Origin of the sequence: Exiguobacterium sp. JMULE1, from assembly GCF_013337175.1 — a bacterium.
GTDB classification, from domain to species: Bacteria; Bacillota; Bacilli; order Exiguobacteriales; family Exiguobacteriaceae; genus Exiguobacterium_A; species Exiguobacterium_A indicum.
On record NZ_SGWC01000002.1, the window covers coordinates 167,706 to 183,968 of the forward strand.

Sequence of the window (16,263 nt, forward strand, 5' to 3'; positions counted from 1 at the left end):
CTTGTAGTTCTTCGAAATATTGATTATTCTATTACTTGGAAAGAGATTAAACGTCAGACATCGTACGAATGTACAACTGATAAACAACTAATAGATAGAGGGGTACTTCATGAAATATCTTATCGCACTACTCGGACTGGCTATCGTTTTCGGCTTGGCACTCCTTGTCAGCAGTAACCGTAAAGGCATCAAATTGAAACCGCTTGCGGTCATGCTAGTTCTTCAGCTCGTACTTGGGTTCATTTTACTCAATACATCGTTCGGATATATCGTCATTCGTGGCGTCGCGAAAGTCTTTGAAAAACTGCTTAGTTATGCGGCAATCGGAATTGATTTCGTCTTCGGTGGTTTAGCGAACGAAGGCGCACAACCATTCTTCATCAATGTTTTGCTCCCGATCGTCTTCATCTCTGCTTTGATCGGGATTCTACAATTCACGAAGATTTTACCACTCTTAATGCGCGGTATCGGTTTCGTCCTATCAAAAGTCAACGGTATGGGACGTCTTGAGTCTTACAACGCGGTTGCTTCAGCTGCGATCGGACAATCAGAAGTATTCATCACAGTCAAAAAACAAATCGGTCAATTACCAGCAAATCGTCTCTACACATTGTGTGCGTCAGCGATGTCGACTGTTTCGATGTCGATCGTCGGTGCATACATGACGATGGTAGAACCGAAATATGTCGTTACAGCAATCGTCTTGAACTTGTTCGGCGGTTTCATGATCGTCTCGATCATCAACCCATACACGGTTGATCCGGAAGAAGATATTCTTGAAATCGTCGAAGAAAAACAAACGTTCTTCGAGATGCTCGGCGAGTACATCATGGATGGATTCAAAGTCGCGATCATCGTCGGTGCAATGTTGATTGGTTACAACGCCTTGATCGGAATGGTCAACGATATCTTCTTGATGGTTCTAAACATCTCGTTCCAAGAAATCCTCGGATACATCTTTGCACCGTTCGCTTTCATCATGGGTATTCCATGGGCAGAAGCTGTCAGTGCCGGTAGTGTCATGGCAACGAAATTGATCACGAACGAATTCGTTGCGATGTTGAGCCTTCCAGAATACTCAAAAGAATTCTCGGAACGCACACTCGGAATCGTTTCTGTCTTCTTGATCTCGTTTGCGAACTTCTCGTCAATCGGAATCATCGCTGGTGCGGTTAAAGGATTGAACGACCGCCAAGGAAGCGTTGCGGCTAGTTTTGGTCTGAAGTTACTCTACGGCGCAACACTCGTCAGTGTCTTGACGGCAATCGTCGTCAGCGTCTTGCTTTAAGAGATACACTTATAAAAGAGCAATGGATCATTGATCCATTGCTCTTTTTGTCTGTCATTTAGTCGTACCGTGCGACGCAATCCCGACACGGACGCGATGATGGGTTCCGTCACGGTAGACTTCAACGGCGAACTGCGCGACGTTTTCCCGGGGAATCGGTCCTGTCGGTGCAGTGAAGCGTGTCGCCTCGATCAACAGGTCGTCAGCAGCAAGTGCTTTGTCTTCCGTCAGTTGTGTTGGGCAGATGACGGTGAAGTCGACGTCTGCATCCTTTAAGGTCAAATAAGCTTTCAAGTGATCCTCTGCTGCAATCGTCGAGCGTCGACGGGACTCACTCGATTGGAAACGATACTTTCCTGGTTCTTCTGATGCATCGAGAATGCCTGCTGTACCGATGAAGACGATCCGTTCGATACCTACGTCCTTCATCTTCGTGACGAGATGTGGAATCGCTGTCGAGAGTACCTGCTGTTGATCGGTACCGAGACAACTGAAGACAGCGGTACTTCCTGCGAGTGCTTGTTCGAGATCATCTGGATTTGTCGCATCTCCCGTCAGGATATGAAGGCGATCATGGACGGGTAAGCCCGGTGACGTGGAACGTACGAGTGCACGAACGTCGTAGCCATCTTCTAATAATCGATCAATCAAAGGTCGACCCGTTCGACCGGTCGCACCAAGTACAGTAACAGTAGTCATAAGAATTCCTCCTTAGAGATCAAGTAGATGGGAAAAAGAGACGCACGGTAACGACCGGACGTCTCTTGTTGTTTATTTATCCGCGAACATGACGCCAGCTTGACCGTAATCTGTTTTTTCCATCTCTTCGATGAAGACCGTGATGTTTTCTTTAGGAGCATTCGTCGTTTCCGACACCGCTTCCGTGACTTTTTCAATCAAAGCGCGTTTTTGTTCGACTGTACGACCCGATAACATTTTAACCGTAACATATGGCATGACTTCATTTCCCCCTCTAGCATGATGACGATACGCCATCAGTATAGCGCATTCGATAGGGGATTCGTCAATTCGAACATCGTTTTCGAAAAAGAAGGGTATAAGGTAGGAGCTATTCTTGTCGGAAGCGAAGGTAGTCATACACATACGACAGAAAAGGAGAGACATATGGACGCAATCATACGGAAGAAGATTCATACGTTACTGATTTTTGATCGGGCGTTACCGGAAGATACGAATTATCCGTTGTCTGGTGCTAAAGGACTCGAAGTCGCAGATATCGTCTTTGAACAGAACATTCCATTCGGACGACTCGTAACGGATAAAGAACTCGCTCAACTGCTGAATCAAAAAGAAGTAAAGCGATACGGGATGTTGACGTTGCTTGAAGACGATGTACGTTTCAAACCGTTGTTTCAAAATCGAAAACCGACGGCTGACATGGAAGAAGAGGTCGAGGCGAAGGTACGCGAACTCGCGCATCAGTTACGTGCGATTCGGTCGCGGTGTTCTTCGCTGGAACGTCTCTTTTTGTTCGGTCGTGCGGCGCAAACCCTGTTTGACCGCGCTTTGCTTCATCTTGAAGAGGTCAATCCTCCGGCACATGAGGAAATTGCGTCCATGACGTGTTATCGTCTCCCGACGATTCGCCGAGCATCAGAGGAACAATTACAGTTACTTCGTTATGAGTGACTGGTTGCAGACACCTCGGAATACGGTATGATAGAAGCAACAGGATTAAAAGGGGACAAAACACGATGGAAAAAAAGATTAACTTTAATATCATTTCAGATAACTCTACAGACGGTCACGGAGGATTTGGTGTCGGGACACTTAGCTTAAATAGTATGTCACCCGTCATCATTTCTCCTGAAGACGGTGAAGCTTACATCGACATGGGTGCGATGCACGCGAAAGCAGCAATCGAGAAACGCGTCAAGTTCACGACGGATAAAGCCGATACGCCGAATGGCAAACTGTACTGGATCGTCTGGGTGACGGTCGGTCGTAAGCCAGAAGGATTCTATTACGGTGGTGTGGCTGCGTGCGATCTGCTAGTCGATGCGGAAGCGCGTCGCGGATTCAAGATTCTTGCTGATCACGTCAATAAGATGGATAAATCTCTTAAAGGACGGATTGTCGTCGATCATATGGATGAGCGTTCAAAAGAATTGTTACGTGATTTCTTGCAGACACACAAACCTGAGATGTGGGAAAATGCTGACGCTGCTTTACATGAAGCGTTGGTCTAAACAAAAGAACGTGTGCCGCGGCACACGTTCTTTTTTCATGGTCGTTTCAGCGTCAAGACGACGAGTTCTGGATGATTGAACAGACGAAACGGAAACAGGCTGTTTCCGAGACCACGACTGACGATCAGTTCGGTCTGCTGTTCCTGATAGCGACCTGCCGTCACGGTTGGAAAGAATCCTTGACCAGGCGCATACAGACCTTCCGTAAACGGCAGGCGGATCTGTCCGCCGTGGGCGTGACCGGATAAGACGAGATCAACGGAACGCTCGGCATACAAGGATTTATATTCCGGACGATGCGCAAGCAAAAGTCGAAACGCATCAGGTGATACGTCTTGCAATGCTTGATCGAGACTTTGACGAATGCCATCCGGTTCTGATAGCCCTTCGCGCCACCGTGTCGTCGTCGGGTCATCGATACCGATCAGCGAAATTGATTGACCTTGGTATTCGATGACACGTGATTGATTTCGGAGAACGGTGACACCCAGTTGCTCAAGCTTTGGCAAAATCGTTAGATTGAGCCGAACCTCATGATTCCCGGTGACGAAGTAGACCGGGTATCGATCAACGAGCGCTTTCATGAGTGTAAGGGCAGCTTCTTCACCGTTTCGCCTCGAGTCAATCAAATCGCCAGTCATGACGACGAGATCCGGCTTTTCGCGATCAATTTTCTTCAGTAGTCGTTCTTGTTCATTCCCGAACGCCTTGCCATGTAAATCTGCTACTTGGACGACACGATAACCATCAAATGCTTCCGGTAAGCGATTTGACGTAACCGTCACCTGTGAGACATCAATGATGTTATTTTCACGATATAAAAACCAGCTTCCTAATGCGAGGACGCTGAGGGATACTAACCAGCGTGTACGTTTTCGCATGAGCCACCTCATTTCTTTCTACTTTGCATAATTCAGGATAACAAAAAAGACCTCCTTCCGTATGCGACGGAAGGAGGAATTCAAAACGATTTAGGCATCTTGTTTTAAGTCTGTGACTTCTTTTTGCGCATCGGGTTCTTCCGATAAATCTTTGAACAGGGCGATGACCATCATTCCGACGACGAAGATGAACGGGAAGGCGGCTAGAACAGCTGCTGCCTGTAGGGCACTCAATCCTCCGGCATAAAGTAAGACGGCGGCGATTGAAGACTGGATGATACCCCAAGCAAGCTTGATGCGTAAGCTTGGCATGAGACTACCACCAGACGATAGCATACCGAGAACATATGTCGCGGAGTCAGCCGAAGTAATGAAGAACGTCGTAATCAAGAAGACAGCGACGATGCTAAGGAACGTGCCTAAGCCACCGAATGTTTCAAATAGAGCAAACATACCGGTTTCGACTCCTTTATCGTTGACCGTCGAGATCAGATCGACATTTTGGAACAATTCGTTCCAAATCGCTGATCCACCGAAGACAGAGAACCAAAGGAGACCAAAGATCGTTGGGACGAGCATAATCCCGATGACGAACTCACGAATCGTCCGTCCTTTCGAGACACGGGCGATGAACGTACCGACGAATGGTGACCAGGAAATCCACCATGCCCAGTAGAAGATCGTCCAATCGTTGATCCAGCCTCGTTCGTCTGGATTAAAGGCAGATGCCCGGAAACTCATGACCGGTAAGTTTTGCAAATAAGCACCTGTTGTTTGCACGAAGAGGTCCATGATGAAACTGAACGGTCCGAGGAACAGGACGCCAATCATCAACAGAACGGCGAGGACGATATTGGCGTTACTGAGACGAACGATTCCTTTATCGAGTCCTGATGCCGCACTCATCATGTAAAGGACAGACACAACGACAATGATGATCATTTGTGTCAGGAAGGAGTTAGGAATACTACTCGTTAGGAAGTTCAGTCCACCTGAGATTTGTTGTGCACCGAGACCGAGCGACGTCGCGACACCAAATGCTGTTGCGACGATGGCGAGTACTTCGACGGTACCTTTACCGGCAGAAGCATACCGAGGCTTCATCAATGAAGCGACAGTGTCACCAATCGTAGCTGGACGTCCTTTTCGGAATGTCGAGTAAGCGATAGCAAGCGCGACGATCGCGTATAATGCCCAAGGATGTAATCCCCAGTGGAAGAATGAATAGCGCATCGCGAGGCGTGCTGCTTCCGTTGGATCATCTGTTGCGACTGGCGGTGTATGAAAGTGCGTCAATGGCTCTGAGACACCCCAGAAGACAAGCCCGATTCCCATACCAGCACTGAAGAGCATAGCAAACCAAGAAATGAGACCATATTCAGGACGGTCCGAATCCTTACCGAGTCGAATCGAACCGAAGCGGGAAAAGATTAAAAAGATAGCAATGATTAAAAAAGCACTCATGCCGAGAAGATATAGCCAGCCAAATCCGTTAGAAACAAAGGATTGTGCTTTAGCTGTGACATTTCCGAGACTAGCTGCACCGATTAGGGATTCCGGTAAGATTCCCCATATGGTAAAGAGCACACAGAAAATGACGGATACCATAAAGACTTTTGTGATCTTACTTTTTCGATTATTTTCCATCGTGTTCAACACCTTCTTTCGAATTTTACATAGTTGTTCTGTATCAAATGATGGCAACGACATTATCATTACCCCGTCGATCCGATAACAAAACCTAATCACGCAGGGTACTACCGTAACAAACATTTGTGTGGAAAAGCAAATCGACCGGGAAATGAGAACAAAGAGATCAATGTTTTTCATGGAAGGATAAGCAAAAAAGATTGCAATCAAGCGTTTTTAAAATAATGTGGAAATAAAAAAAAGAAAACGTTAATACTATTATTTCCCGTTTCGTCTTAAAACTAACGTAAAGCTTGATGTGAGCAAATCAGAGGCGGTCTGAAATCAGATTTGATATAACAAAAGCAGTCATCATTTTGAAGGAGGCATTTCCAATGGAAAAACAACAACAAAAACAAGCGATTCTCGAAGCATTTCAATCTCGTCATGCGACAAAGACATTTAATGGTCAAATGATCCCAGAAGACGATTTTCGGTTCATTTTAGAAACGGCGCGTCTGTCACCGAGCTCGTTCGGATATGAGCCATGGAATATGCTCGTCATTCAAAATCCAGAAATCCGAGACGCATTAAAAGAAATTTCTTGGGGCGCACAAGGACAATTGCCGACAGCGAGTCACTTTGTCTTGTTCCTCGCCCGGACAGGAGAACAAATGCAGGCAGATGGTCCACATGTCACGCAGATGATGGATTTCCTTGGTCTATCCGAAGAAGCAAAGGCCGGACGGACGAAGCGTTATGGTCTGTTTTTAGAGGAGGATTTCGCGATTGGTGATAACCCAAAAGCGATGGAAGACTGGGCAGCAAAACAAGCTTATATTGCACTTGGAAACATGATGTCGACGGCAGCACAAATCGGTGTCGATTCATGTCCAATCGAAGGATTCGACCAGCAAGCCGTCGAGCAATTACTCGTCGATCGTGGACTGCTCGATCGTTCTGTTTTCACGGTGCCGGTCATGGTCGCATTCGGTTACCGGGCAGACGAACCAAAACGTGATAAGCAACGTCGTCCACTTGATGAAATCGTGACGTTCGTCGAGTAAAGACGGAAGACAAAAATTTTCGAATTATATAGAAGTTTCTTTCGAAATTCGGTATACTCGCATTTGTATGATTAAGAAGCGCCGTAAACGCCACTCGCATACGAACAACTTTTGTCTTGATGAAAGAAAGGGGTTCTATCGCAAATGGAACAAAAATTAAAGTTATGGTTCACGGAACACCAAACGGAAGATTACGGTATCACATTCCGTGTCAACCACGTTTATGAGAGCGAACAAACGGAGTTTCAACGCCTAGAGATGGTTGAAACGGACGAGTTCGGTACGATGTTGTTACTTGACGGAATGGTCATGACGACAGATAAGGACGAGTTCGTTTACCACGAGATGGTCGCGCACGTCCCGTTGTTCACACACCCGAATCCAAAATCGGTTCTGGTCGTTGGTGGAGGAGACGGCGGAGTCATCCGTGAAGTCTTGAAACACCCGTCCGTCGAAAAAGCTGTTTTAGTTGAAATCGACGGAAAAGTCATCGAGTATTCGAAAAAATACCTCCCGAACATTGCAGGTGGATTGGACGATGCACGCGTCGAAGTCATCGTTGGGGATGGATTCATGCATATCGCAGAAGCAGAAAACGAGTATGATGTCATCATGGTCGACTCGACTGAACCAGTTGGTCCAGCGGTCAACTTGTTCACGAAAGGCTTCTACTCTGGTATTTCAAAAGCATTGAAAGAAGACGGTATTTTCGTCGCACAATCGGATAACCCATGGTTCACACCAGACTTGATCCGTGATGTCCAACGTGATGTTAAAGAAATCTTCCCAATCACGAAGCTCTACATCGCTAACGTTCCGACGTACCCAAGTGGTCTTTGGACGTTCACGATCGGATCAAAGAAACACGATCCGCTTGCTGTTGCACCAGAGCGTTTCCACGAGATCGACACGAAGTATTACACGCCTGAGCTTCACACGGCAGCTTTCGCACTTCCGAAATTCGTTAAAGATTTGACGAACGGCTGAGCTCAGTCACTATAGCACACATGAACAGAGCGGTTTCGATCTTCGAAATCGCTCTGTTGTCAGGTAAACAGACGTTTGTATCAGCAAACGGCAAATGAACAGGGGGAATGGATCATGCGTTTTGATGAAGCATATTCAGGAAAAGTCTTTATCGCGAGTCAACCGACTCACGAAGATGCAAAAGGAATTTTATACGGCATGCCGATGGACTGGACGGTCAGTTTCCGTCCGGGTTCACGATTTGGTCCGGCACGTATCCGTGAAGTATCTCTTGGTTTAGAAGAATATAGCCCGTACTTAGATGGTGACATCGCCGACGCGAAGTTGTTTGACGCGGGAGATATCCCGTTACCATTCGGGAATGCTCAAAAATCACTTGATATGATTGAAGAATACGTCGATTCGTTACTGACAGCAGGCAAGTTCCCGCTCGGTATGGGTGGCGAACATTTAGTCACGTGGCCAGTCGTCAAAGCGTTCGATAAACACTACGATGATTTCGTCGTGCTTCACTTTGATGCGCATACGGACTTACGCGATGAGTATGAAGGAGAGCCATTGTCGCACTCGACGCCACTTAAGAAAATCGCAAACTTAATCGGACCAGAGAACTGCTATTCATTCGGAATTCGTTCAGGTATGAAAGAAGAGTTCGAATGGGCGAAAACGTCAGGCTACAACCTCTTCAAATACGAGATCGTCGAGCCGCTTCGTCAAGTTCTTCCGACACTTGCCGGTAAAAAGGTCTATGTCACGATCGATATCGATGTTCTCGATCCGTCAGCAGCACCAGGGACAGGTACACAAGAAATCGGTGGAGTGACAACGAAGGAACTACTTGAAGTCGTTCATATGATCGCACGAGCAGACGTCGACGTCATCGGCGCGGATTTGGTAGAAGTATGCCCAGCGTACGATCAATCCGACATGACAGCGATCGCGGCAGCGAAAGTATTACGCGAAATGATGATTGGATTCATTAAATGAAAAAGCAAAAGAGACCGGACGTGATGTCGGTCTCTTTTGTTTTGTTTAGAGGAAGAATTGAATGATCCCGAACGCACCGAATCCGATGATTAGACTGGCAGACGTCCACTGGATGATACGTAAAGTGGGTGTCGCAAGCTGGTGCTTGAGCAGGTGTGTGATGTTCGCCAAGATGACCCACCAAGTGGCAGAACCGAGAAAAATACCGATTAGAAACAAAAAGGCATCCTGTCCGTTCGTCATCGTCAATTTAAATCGTGCGAACAACGCCAGGAATAGCGTGATCGTCATGGGGTTCAAGAACGTCAGGAGTAAGACGGATAGATAGCTACTTAACCGTGACGAGGCTGTATCGGAAATTGAGGCGGTCGAAGAAGCTTGAAACATCGACCAGCCGATGTAACACAAAAACAGACTGCCGATCAGTTGCATCCAGGATGCTTGGGTGAGTAAAGATTGGACGAGTGAAAAACCAGATAAGGCAAGCAATCCATAAGTAAAGTCTGCCGTTGCGGCTCCGAGTCCGGAAACAATTCCGGAAATTCGTCCATGTCGAAGAGTTCGTTGCATGCATAAGAGGCCAATCGGACCGACGGGGGCGGCTAAGGCAAACCCGATTCCAAAACCAGTCGTAAACATCAGTCCACCTCGGGTAACGGAAAATGAAGCGACTCCTTTTCCGTTCGCATGATGATCGTCGTTTTCGTCCGCAGGATACCTGCTAATTCTTTGATGTGGTAGGTGATGATTTCATCAAGTTGTTCTGTATCCCGACAACGGATTTTAAGTAGGTAATCATCGTCCCCGGCGACGTGATGGCATTCCAGTACATACTCAAGTTCTTGAATCCGTTTTAGAAATGGCGCTCGATGTTCCGGTCGCTCGAGTGAAACAGCGACGAATGCAGCAAGACGATAGTCAAAGGAGGAGGGGTCTAGCACCGTCGTCAACTGACGGATGATACCTTGCTCTTGTAAGCGTGCGACGCGCTCTGCAACAGCCGGTGCCGATAAGCCGATGTGTTGTGCAAGTGTTGACCATTTCATCCGGGCATCCCTTTTCAAAAAAGTAATAATTTTTAAATCGTAGGAATCCATAGATTTTAACCTTCTTTTTTATTGTTATTTAAGATATTTTATTTCGAAAAGAAAGAAAAAGTCAATGTGTTTGTAGAACAAGTTCATAGCACACTGAAATCTTTACACATTTACGGCAGTATCTTAAGTTTAAGATGTCACCACGAAGGAAATGTTCTGAAGTGTAAGAACATTGGTTTGAGAGCGATGTACATTTGACAATCAGAAAGGTGGAAAAAAGATGAAGAAACTCTTATCGTTTGTGACCGCTACGTTGCTGTTTGCACTATTCGTGCTACCAGTAGGCGCAGCAGATGACGCAATGGTTCGTGTCATTCATGCTTCACCAGATGCTCCGGCAGTCGATATCGCGGTCGATGGCAAAAAAGCGGTATCAGGAGCAAAATTCAAAGATGTCACAGATTATCTCACACTACCAGCTGGCGAACATAAAGTAGAAGTATTCGCTGCAGGAACTACGAAAGATCCTGTGCTCTCTCAAACACTCAACGTAGAAGCTGGTAAATTCTATTCGGTCGCAGCAATCGGCAAATTAGCTGATATCAAACTCGCGGTCATGGAAGACAATGGTAAAGGCGAAGATGGAAAATCAATGGTTCGTGTCGCACACTTTGCACCAGATGCGCCAGCTGTTGATGTCGCACCAAAAGGTGGAGACCCACTCTTCAGTAACCTTGAATTCTCAAAAGTCTCTGACTACGGTACACTCGATGCAGGTACGTATGACCTTGAAGTCCGTCCTGCAGGCGCAACGGATGTCGTCAAAGCACTGGATGGTGTCAAACTCGACAGTGGCAAAAACTATACAGCACTCGCAATCGGCTTACTTGAAGGCGAACCAGCATTTGAAGTCCTCTTGATCCCAGACGGTGGTGAAATGGCATCAATGCCAGAAACAGGACTTGGTGGTTCATCTGATACGGCTTCTGCTACACCATGGGCAGTCGCAGCAGCAGCTGCCTTGTTAGTAGGAACAGCGTATGTCGTCCGTCGTAAACAAAACGCTTAAGAGTAGTCTTCTTCTCTTACTCGTATTAGCCGGATGTCAATCGGGATCACCTCCAGATGCTACAAAGCCGGAAAAACCAAAACAAACCGAAACAACGACGTCTTCTTCGTCCACGCCATCCGAAAAGGTGGACGAAGAGGCGTTCATACCAAAGCGTATTACGATTCCGACGCTCGATGTGAAAGCGAACATCGAAGTCGTCGGGAAGGATAAACAAGGACGGATGGATGTTCCGAAACAGACCGATCAGGTCGCTTGGTATAAATACGGAGCAAAAGCCGGACAAACCGGAAATGTCGTGCTAGCCGGACATTTGGATGATCAAGAAGGTCCCGCTGTTTTTTATGATTTAGCCAAGATGAAAAAAGGGCAACGGATTGAAGTGACGGGAAAAACAGGACAACAGGTATCGTACGTGGTGACGAACGTCATGTCCTATCCTGTCGATGAAGCACCTGTCGGATCAATCTTCGGTGCGACCGTCATGAATAAACTGACGCTCATTTCATGTATAGGTACGTTTTCAGAATCAAAAGGATACGATCAGCGTCTTGTCGTCACAGCAGAACAAGACGAGTAAAGTAAAATAGGCAATTCTTATTTCGGTTAAAACCGAGAATAAGAATTGCCTATTTTTTAATGTGTTTCGGAAGCAGCGACAAGATCCGTCGTCAGTGTCGTCAAGCCTTGTGTCGTCTTACTGAGACCTTGGATCGTCTCGACGATTTGCCCGAGGTTTTCTTTGTTGCGTCCAAACAAGGTGAGGGAATTCTCCATTTCACTCTTAACGGTTTGAATTCCTTGTTTAACTTGTTGCAATTCTTGCTGAGATGCGGTGTTGGCACGTGTAATGTCTTCCATCTGAGAAACGAGTTGTGTGATATTACCATTGTTCTTTTGAATCAGACCGTTGATACTGCTACTCAACGATTTCGCATTCTCGGCAAGGTTTCGAACTTCCGTCGCGACGACAGCAAATCCTTTACCGTGTTCACCGGCACGTGCTGCTTCAATCGAAGCATTCAACGCGAGTAAGTTCGTCTGATTGGCGATCGCTTCGATGCTTTGCGTCATCTGGACGATCTCATCCGATGTCGTCTTCAATTCATGGATGCTTTCAAGCGAAGTACCAACTTGTTGTGTCGATTGAGCGAATTGTTGCTCCATCTGTTGCATCTGTCGTTCGTTAGCAATCGTCATTTGAACGAGTTGCTGGCTTGTCTGCTCCGTCTGAGCTGTTTCTGCTAATACTTGTGAAGCACGTCGGCTCGTCTCGATGATGGCATGATCCGTGTGCTCAACTGAGCTTGCGACTTCTTGACTGACACGAACGACGTCCGTCAAAAGTTGACGGCGTGACTCGTTCGCCGTCGTCACTTCATTCAAGCGAGAATCGACGTACTGGCTCGTCACGATCTGAGCGTCTAAGTTCATTGCGTGAGTCAATGCAAGCACAGCTGTTGTCAGTTGTGCTGGGTCATGCTGATAGTGTTCGACGATTTTTGGAATCAACAACGTCTGAAACGCAGCATACGAAGCGATGAACCAAGTGACGGGAACGAAGTTGTGTTTATGTGTCTGTCCCATTCGCGTACGCATCGCGAGGAATGACTCGTTCATATTTCCTGTCAGTAGACTCGTGAAGTAGTCAGCAAAGACTTTCTTCAGTCGTTCGCGTGTCGACGATTGTTTTGCGATGGTTGCCATCTCAGGATTTAATAGAAGATGATCGAGGACCTGTTCAAGAACCTCATCTAAGATGCCTTGAACGACAGGTGCCATCGATTTAAGTGTCTGTAGCTGTTCTTCTGTATACCCCATGTATACGAGACGGGATGTGAGATCAGGATCTGCCGTCTTCGTAATGAGACGGGAATCAGGAAAGCCGATGGTAGCTTGATAAGCCGAAGTAGTCTTACTTTTAAAAGGATTACGCACGTAGTTGCCTCCAATACTCAAGATGTGAATAAAATGATGTCTGTTTCTTATCGGTTCATCTTGCCGAAGCGATACTGGTTTTCGAAAAAAAAGACAAAAATATTGAAAAACATTGACCGGAAACAAAAAAACTCATGGCAAGCGCCATGAGGAGAATGGAAAAAGAACAGGATTAGACTGGTTGGTCTTCCTGAAATGCTTTTTTGGCGTCCACGATCGAGCGCATTCGTTGAACGCAAGCTTGAACGAATTGAATGTCAATGGAGGTGAAACGGGTGACAGGTCCACGAGCTGACTCGGCACTGAATGTGAAGGTTCCGAGATTCCAAAGTTCGATTTTAAATCGTTTTCCTTTGTTGTCGTCGAAGTGTTCTACGAATTCGATTTTCGGTACCATACGAACCCCTCCTTACTCCGTACATTCCCGCTTTTCAAAAAATAAAAAAGCCAAACTGCGTGTTAGAAGCAGTTTGGCATGAAAATTTAAGCAGTCGGTACATCGTAGCCAATCTCTTCAATCGCATCGACGAGACGTTCACGAGGTACATCCTCGTGCTGGACTGTAACCTGGTTTTGTTCGAGTGAGACAGTTGCCTGTTGCACACCTTCGACTTCAGATAGAGCGGATTCGACACTTGCTTTACAGTGATTGCATGTCATACCGATAACAGATAATGTTGTTTCTTTCATGATGATGTTCCTCCTTTAGATAGTGGGGTACGTTTTAATCGTAACGCATTCGTCACGACAGAGACAGAGCTGAATGCCATCGCGGCACCCGCAAGCCATGGGGCAAGCAGACCGAGAAAGGCGACCGGAATACCAATCGTGTTATAACCGAGTGCAAAGACGAGATTTTGACGAATGTTTTTCATCGTCTGCTCACTCAGCTCGATCGCAAGTAAAACTTGTTTTAAGTCGTGTCCAAGTAGCGTCACGTCGGCTGCTTCAAGGGCAACGTCCGTTCCGCTACCGAGCGCGATGCCGACATCCGCCGTTACAAGAGCAGGGGCATCATTGATACCATCTCCGACCATCGCGACACGTTTCGTTTGTTGAAGTGACTGAATGACATCTGCCTTTTCAATCGGCAAAACGTCAGCAAAGACGAACGCTGGATCCAGTCCCAGTTCTGTTGCTAAATGATCAGCGACTTCCCGGCGATCACCGGTCAGAAGATATACTTCTTTTGTCTCGCGCAACCGCTTGATCGTTTCTTTCGCTGAATCTTTCAATGCGTCACGGATGGCGTATCCGGCTGCGACTTCTCCATCGACAGCGACGTATACGAGAGTCGCTCCAGGTGATGTCCAATCAGGAAGAATGATGTTTCGTTCCTGCATCATTCGCGCCGATCCGACGATGAGATCATGTCCCATGATTTGTCCCGTGATCCCACGTCCTGATTCGACGTGGAACCGTTCGATATCAAAGACGACATCCCGTTCTGCTGTGATGGCGCGAGCAAGAGGGTGTTCCGATTGCCGTTCAAGCGCAGCAGCGAAATCGAGCGCTGTCTCCGTACCGAACGTTTCGACGACGACAGGGCGACCGACTGTCAGTGTTCCGGTCTTATCAAAGACGACAGCATCGACATGTTGAAGATTCTCGAGTTGAGCGCCCCCTTTAAAGAGAATCCCTCGTTCAGCCCCTTTTCCAGTTCCGACCATGATCGAAGTCGGTGTCGCAAGTCCGAGTGCACATGGACAAGCGATGACGAGCACCGCGATGGCAGGACGAATCGCTTCCGCAAAGGATCCACTGATCATCCACCAAGCGGCTAACGTCAGAAGCGCGATGGCAACGACGATCGGCACGAACACACCAGAAATCCGATCGGCTTGTCGTTGAATCGGTGCCTTTTCAGTCTGCGCTTGTTCGACGACACGAATGATTTGTGCGAGAACCGTCGCTTGTCCGATCTTTGTCGCTTCGACTTGTAAAGATCCATTCGTATTCAGCGTACCGCCAATGACGGATGCTCCAACCGTTTTATGAACAGGCGCAGATTCACCGGTCAACATCGATTCATCGAGATACGCGTCGCCTGAGCGAATGATACCATCTGTCGGAATTTTATTCCCAGGTTTTACGAGTAAGATCATCCCGGTTTGAATTGCATCGATGGAGACCGTTCGTTCCTGTCCGTTCTCTAAGACGACGGCTTCCTTTGCTTGCAGAGAGAGCAGACTTTTAATCGCTCCCGTCGTCTGTTGTTTCGCACGGTCTTCGAGGACCTTGCCGAGTAAGACGAGTGTAATCAGAATCGCACTCGTCTCAAAGTAGAGATGTGGCATATCAGAGACGAGTAGCATTTCAGCAACGGAATAAAAGTAGGCTGCCGATGTTCCGAGTGCAACGAGGACATCCATGTTGGCACTCCCACTCCGTAAACTTTTATAAGCCCCACTATAGAAGGGCGCTCCGATGATGAATTGCACCGGTGTCGCTAAAGCAAACTGTAGCCACGGATTCATTAAGAATGGAAGGTGGAACGGACTGTTTGGAATATGCGTCAGCATGCTCGCGAGCAACGGTAACGATAGAATGGCCGCGATCATAAAGCGATACAGCATCCGGCGATTCGATTTTGTTGCGTGTGGTGCTTGTTTGACCGTTGCCCCGTAGCCGATTTTTCGGATTTTTTCGATAATCGCTTGATCGTCATAAGAATCAGAAATCGAAACACGAGCGGTTTCAAGCGGCAAGTTGACCGTTGCTTCAACCCCGTCCATCCGGTTGAGGACTTTTTCAATCCGGGCGGAGCAGGCGGCACACGTCATGCCTTCAATATCAAACTCAATCGTTTTTGACATCAGAAAACCCTCCTTACTTTTTCAATCGAGCGATGACCGACATCAATTCATCGACGTAAGCGTCCGTACTATCTTGACGGGTGGCGACTTCATGCATGCACATCTTAACGTGGCGTTCGATGATTTGTAGTTCGACTTGCCGCAAAGCTGCTTGGATTGATGCCGTTTGCGTCAAAATGTCGATACAATACCGATCTTCAGCGACCATATTAGCAATCCCGCGGACTTGTCCTTCGATGCGCTTCAATCGCTTCATCAACGCATCTTGTTCTTCATTCGTTCGTGGAACGACGGGGTGATCGTGTGTCATAGTCGTACCTCCTTTGGTGATTTTGTTGTTATCTTTACTCTAAC

General features: G+C 47.1%; 19 protein-coding genes. 8 read left to right on the forward strand and 11 right to left on the reverse strand.

Going from position 1 to position 16,263, the window contains the following annotated elements; all coding sequences use genetic code 11:
* The first annotated feature begins 109 nt into the window (after positions 1–109).
* On the forward strand, positions 110–1,288 hold the full coding sequence (locus EXW93_RS01140; RefSeq protein WP_023466789.1) for a NupC/NupG family nucleoside CNT transporter: 1,179 nt from the start codon (positions 110–112) through the stop codon (positions 1,286–1,288).
* A 54-nt stretch (positions 1,289–1,342) separates the two neighbouring features.
* Here the strand turns inward: EXW93_RS01140 and EXW93_RS01145 are convergent, their stop codons facing one another.
* Positions 1,343–1,987, reverse strand: a complete 645-nt coding sequence (locus EXW93_RS01145; protein ID WP_055969945.1) for an NAD(P)-dependent oxidoreductase — start codon at positions 1,985–1,987, stop codon at positions 1,343–1,345.
* A gap of 72 nt (positions 1,988–2,059) precedes the next feature.
* Positions 2,060–2,245, reverse strand: coding sequence for a 2-hydroxymuconate tautomerase (locus tag EXW93_RS01150; RefSeq protein WP_023466792.1), 186 nt, complete (start codon positions 2,243–2,245; stop codon positions 2,060–2,062).
* Positions 2,246–2,413: 168 nt separating this feature from the next.
* On the opposite strand from EXW93_RS01150, the gene EXW93_RS01155 reads away from it, so the two are divergent.
* Both EXW93_RS01155 and EXW93_RS01160 read left to right on the forward strand, forming a co-directional pair.
* The gene (locus EXW93_RS01155; protein WP_174315920.1) at positions 2,414–2,938 is read left to right on the forward strand and encodes a hypothetical protein; all 525 of its coding nucleotides are present in this window, start codon (positions 2,414–2,416) and stop codon (positions 2,936–2,938) included.
* A 65-nt stretch (positions 2,939–3,003) separates the two neighbouring features.
* Positions 3,004–3,498 carry a YwhD family protein gene (locus tag EXW93_RS01160; protein WP_023466794.1) on the forward strand — a complete coding sequence of 165 codons (495 nt, stop codon included), beginning with the start codon at positions 3,004–3,006 and terminating at the stop codon, positions 3,496–3,498.
* 35 nt (positions 3,499–3,533) lie between these two features.
* Here EXW93_RS01160 and EXW93_RS01165 read toward each other — a convergent pair whose 3' ends face one another.
* Both EXW93_RS01165 and EXW93_RS01170 read right to left on the reverse strand, forming a co-directional pair.
* Entirely contained in the window at positions 3,534–4,379 is an 846-nt protein-coding gene (locus EXW93_RS01165) for a metallophosphoesterase (RefSeq protein ID WP_023466795.1), read from the reverse strand.
* 90 nt (positions 4,380–4,469) lie between these two features.
* On the reverse strand, positions 4,470–6,026 hold the full coding sequence (locus EXW93_RS01170; RefSeq protein ID WP_035399263.1) for a BCCT family transporter: 1,557 nt from the start codon (positions 6,024–6,026) through the stop codon (positions 4,470–4,472).
* Between the two features lie 377 nt (positions 6,027–6,403).
* Between EXW93_RS01170 and EXW93_RS01175 the strand changes: the two genes are divergently transcribed.
* From EXW93_RS01175 to speB, 3 genes are all read left to right on the forward strand, one after another.
* Entirely contained in the window at positions 6,404–7,075 is a 672-nt protein-coding gene (locus EXW93_RS01175) for an NAD(P)H-dependent oxidoreductase (protein ID WP_133208256.1), read from the forward strand.
* 144 nt (positions 7,076–7,219) lie between these two features.
* Positions 7,220–8,062 carry a polyamine aminopropyltransferase gene (speE, locus tag EXW93_RS01180; protein WP_023466799.1) on the forward strand — a complete coding sequence of 281 codons (843 nt, stop codon included), beginning with the start codon at positions 7,220–7,222 and terminating at the stop codon, positions 8,060–8,062.
* Positions 8,063–8,176: 114 nt separating this feature from the next.
* Complete coding sequence (speB, locus tag EXW93_RS01185; protein WP_023466800.1) at positions 8,177–9,049, forward strand: agmatinase; 873 nt, start codon at positions 8,177–8,179, stop codon at positions 9,047–9,049.
* A gap of 45 nt (positions 9,050–9,094) precedes the next feature.
* Here the strand turns inward: speB and EXW93_RS01190 are convergent, their stop codons facing one another.
* Both EXW93_RS01190 and EXW93_RS01195 read right to left on the reverse strand, forming a co-directional pair.
* Positions 9,095–9,688 carry a LysE family translocator gene (locus EXW93_RS01190; protein ID WP_023466802.1) on the reverse strand — a complete coding sequence of 198 codons (594 nt, stop codon included), beginning with the start codon at positions 9,686–9,688 and terminating at the stop codon, positions 9,095–9,097.
* On the reverse strand, positions 9,688–10,146 hold the full coding sequence (locus EXW93_RS01195) for an Lrp/AsnC family transcriptional regulator (RefSeq protein WP_023466803.1): 459 nt from the start codon (positions 10,144–10,146) through the stop codon (positions 9,688–9,690). The genes EXW93_RS01190 and EXW93_RS01195 overlap by 1 nt, the downstream gene beginning before the upstream one ends.
* Positions 10,147–10,366: 220 nt before the next feature.
* Between EXW93_RS01195 and EXW93_RS01200 the strand changes: the two genes are divergently transcribed.
* Both EXW93_RS01200 and EXW93_RS01205 read left to right on the forward strand, forming a co-directional pair.
* Positions 10,367–11,155, forward strand: a complete 789-nt coding sequence (locus EXW93_RS01200; protein ID WP_023466804.1) for a DUF4397 domain-containing protein — start codon at positions 10,367–10,369, stop codon at positions 11,153–11,155.
* Positions 11,127–11,735, forward strand: coding sequence for a class F sortase (locus EXW93_RS01205; protein ID WP_174315921.1), 609 nt, complete (start codon positions 11,127–11,129; stop codon positions 11,733–11,735). Before EXW93_RS01200 ends, EXW93_RS01205 begins: the two co-directional genes overlap by 29 nt.
* 56 nt (positions 11,736–11,791) lie before the next feature.
* On the opposite strand, the gene EXW93_RS01210 is transcribed toward EXW93_RS01205, so the two are convergent.
* The 5 genes from EXW93_RS01210 to EXW93_RS01230 all read right to left on the reverse strand — a co-directional run bounded on the left by EXW93_RS01210 (position 11,792) and on the right by EXW93_RS01230 (position 16,219).
* Positions 11,792–13,093: a globin-coupled sensor protein gene (locus tag EXW93_RS01210; protein ID WP_023466806.1), complete on the reverse strand. Its 1,302-nt coding sequence runs from the start codon at positions 13,091–13,093 to the stop codon at positions 11,792–11,794.
* A gap of 172 nt (positions 13,094–13,265) precedes the next feature.
* Complete coding sequence (locus tag EXW93_RS01215) at positions 13,266–13,490, reverse strand: hypothetical protein (RefSeq protein WP_023466807.1); 225 nt, start codon at positions 13,488–13,490, stop codon at positions 13,266–13,268.
* 86 nt (positions 13,491–13,576) lie between these two features.
* A complete protein-coding gene (locus tag EXW93_RS01220; RefSeq protein ID WP_035399161.1) occupies positions 13,577–13,783 on the reverse strand; it encodes a cation transporter in 207 nt (68 codons plus the stop codon).
* Positions 13,780–15,909 carry a heavy metal translocating P-type ATPase gene (locus tag EXW93_RS01225; RefSeq protein ID WP_174315922.1) on the reverse strand — a complete coding sequence of 710 codons (2,130 nt, stop codon included), beginning with the start codon at positions 15,907–15,909 and terminating at the stop codon, positions 13,780–13,782. Before EXW93_RS01225 ends, EXW93_RS01220 begins: the two co-directional genes overlap by 4 nt.
* Positions 15,910–15,922: 13 nt before the next feature.
* Complete coding sequence (locus EXW93_RS01230; protein WP_023466810.1) at positions 15,923–16,219, reverse strand: metal-sensitive transcriptional regulator; 297 nt, start codon at positions 16,217–16,219, stop codon at positions 15,923–15,925.
* Positions 16,220–16,263: the final 44 nt, after the last annotated feature.

What these genes read in the sequence shown, in the direction of transcription:
- EXW93_RS01140 (WP_023466789.1), top strand. Translation starts at nt 110, where the DNA reads ATGAAATATCTTATCGCACTACTCGGACTGGCTATCGTTTTCGGCTTG.
- EXW93_RS01145 (WP_055969945.1), bottom strand. Translation starts at nt 1,987, where the DNA reads ATGACTACTGTTACTGTACTTGGTGCGACCGGTCGAACGGGTCGACCT.
- EXW93_RS01150 (WP_023466792.1), bottom strand. Translation starts at nt 2,245, where the DNA reads ATGCCATATGTTACGGTTAAAATGTTATCGGGTCGTACAGTCGAACAA.
- EXW93_RS01155 (WP_174315920.1), top strand. Translation starts at nt 2,414, where the DNA reads ATGGACGCAATCATACGGAAGAAGATTCATACGTTACTGATTTTTGAT.
- EXW93_RS01160 (WP_023466794.1), top strand. Translation starts at nt 3,004, where the DNA reads ATGGAAAAAAAGATTAACTTTAATATCATTTCAGATAACTCTACAGAC.
- EXW93_RS01165 (WP_023466795.1), bottom strand. Translation starts at nt 4,379, where the DNA reads ATGCGAAAACGTACACGCTGGTTAGTATCCCTCAGCGTCCTCGCATTA.
- EXW93_RS01170 (WP_035399263.1), bottom strand. Translation starts at nt 6,026, where the DNA reads ATGGAAAATAATCGAAAAAGTAAGATCACAAAAGTCTTTATGGTATCC.
- EXW93_RS01175 (WP_133208256.1), top strand. Translation starts at nt 6,404, where the DNA reads ATGGAAAAACAACAACAAAAACAAGCGATTCTCGAAGCATTTCAATCT.
- speE (WP_023466799.1), top strand. Translation starts at nt 7,220, where the DNA reads ATGGAACAAAAATTAAAGTTATGGTTCACGGAACACCAAACGGAAGAT.
- speB (WP_023466800.1), top strand. Translation starts at nt 8,177, where the DNA reads ATGCGTTTTGATGAAGCATATTCAGGAAAAGTCTTTATCGCGAGTCAA.
- EXW93_RS01190 (WP_023466802.1), bottom strand. Translation starts at nt 9,688, where the DNA reads ATGTTTACGACTGGTTTTGGAATCGGGTTTGCCTTAGCCGCCCCCGTC.
- EXW93_RS01195 (WP_023466803.1), bottom strand. Translation starts at nt 10,146, where the DNA reads ATGGATTCCTACGATTTAAAAATTATTACTTTTTTGAAAAGGGATGCC.
- EXW93_RS01200 (WP_023466804.1), top strand. Translation starts at nt 10,367, where the DNA reads ATGAAGAAACTCTTATCGTTTGTGACCGCTACGTTGCTGTTTGCACTA.
- EXW93_RS01205 (WP_174315921.1), top strand. Translation starts at nt 11,127, where the DNA reads ATGTCGTCCGTCGTAAACAAAACGCTTAAGAGTAGTCTTCTTCTCTTA.
- EXW93_RS01215 (WP_023466807.1), bottom strand. Translation starts at nt 13,490, where the DNA reads ATGGTACCGAAAATCGAATTCGTAGAACACTTCGACGACAACAAAGGA.
- EXW93_RS01220 (WP_035399161.1), bottom strand. Translation starts at nt 13,783, where the DNA reads ATGAAAGAAACAACATTATCTGTTATCGGTATGACATGCAATCACTGT.
- EXW93_RS01225 (WP_174315922.1), bottom strand. Translation starts at nt 15,909, where the DNA reads ATGTCAAAAACGATTGAGTTTGATATTGAAGGCATGACGTGTGCCGCC.
- EXW93_RS01230 (WP_023466810.1), bottom strand. Translation starts at nt 16,219, where the DNA reads ATGACACACGATCACCCCGTCGTTCCACGAACGAATGAAGAACAAGAT.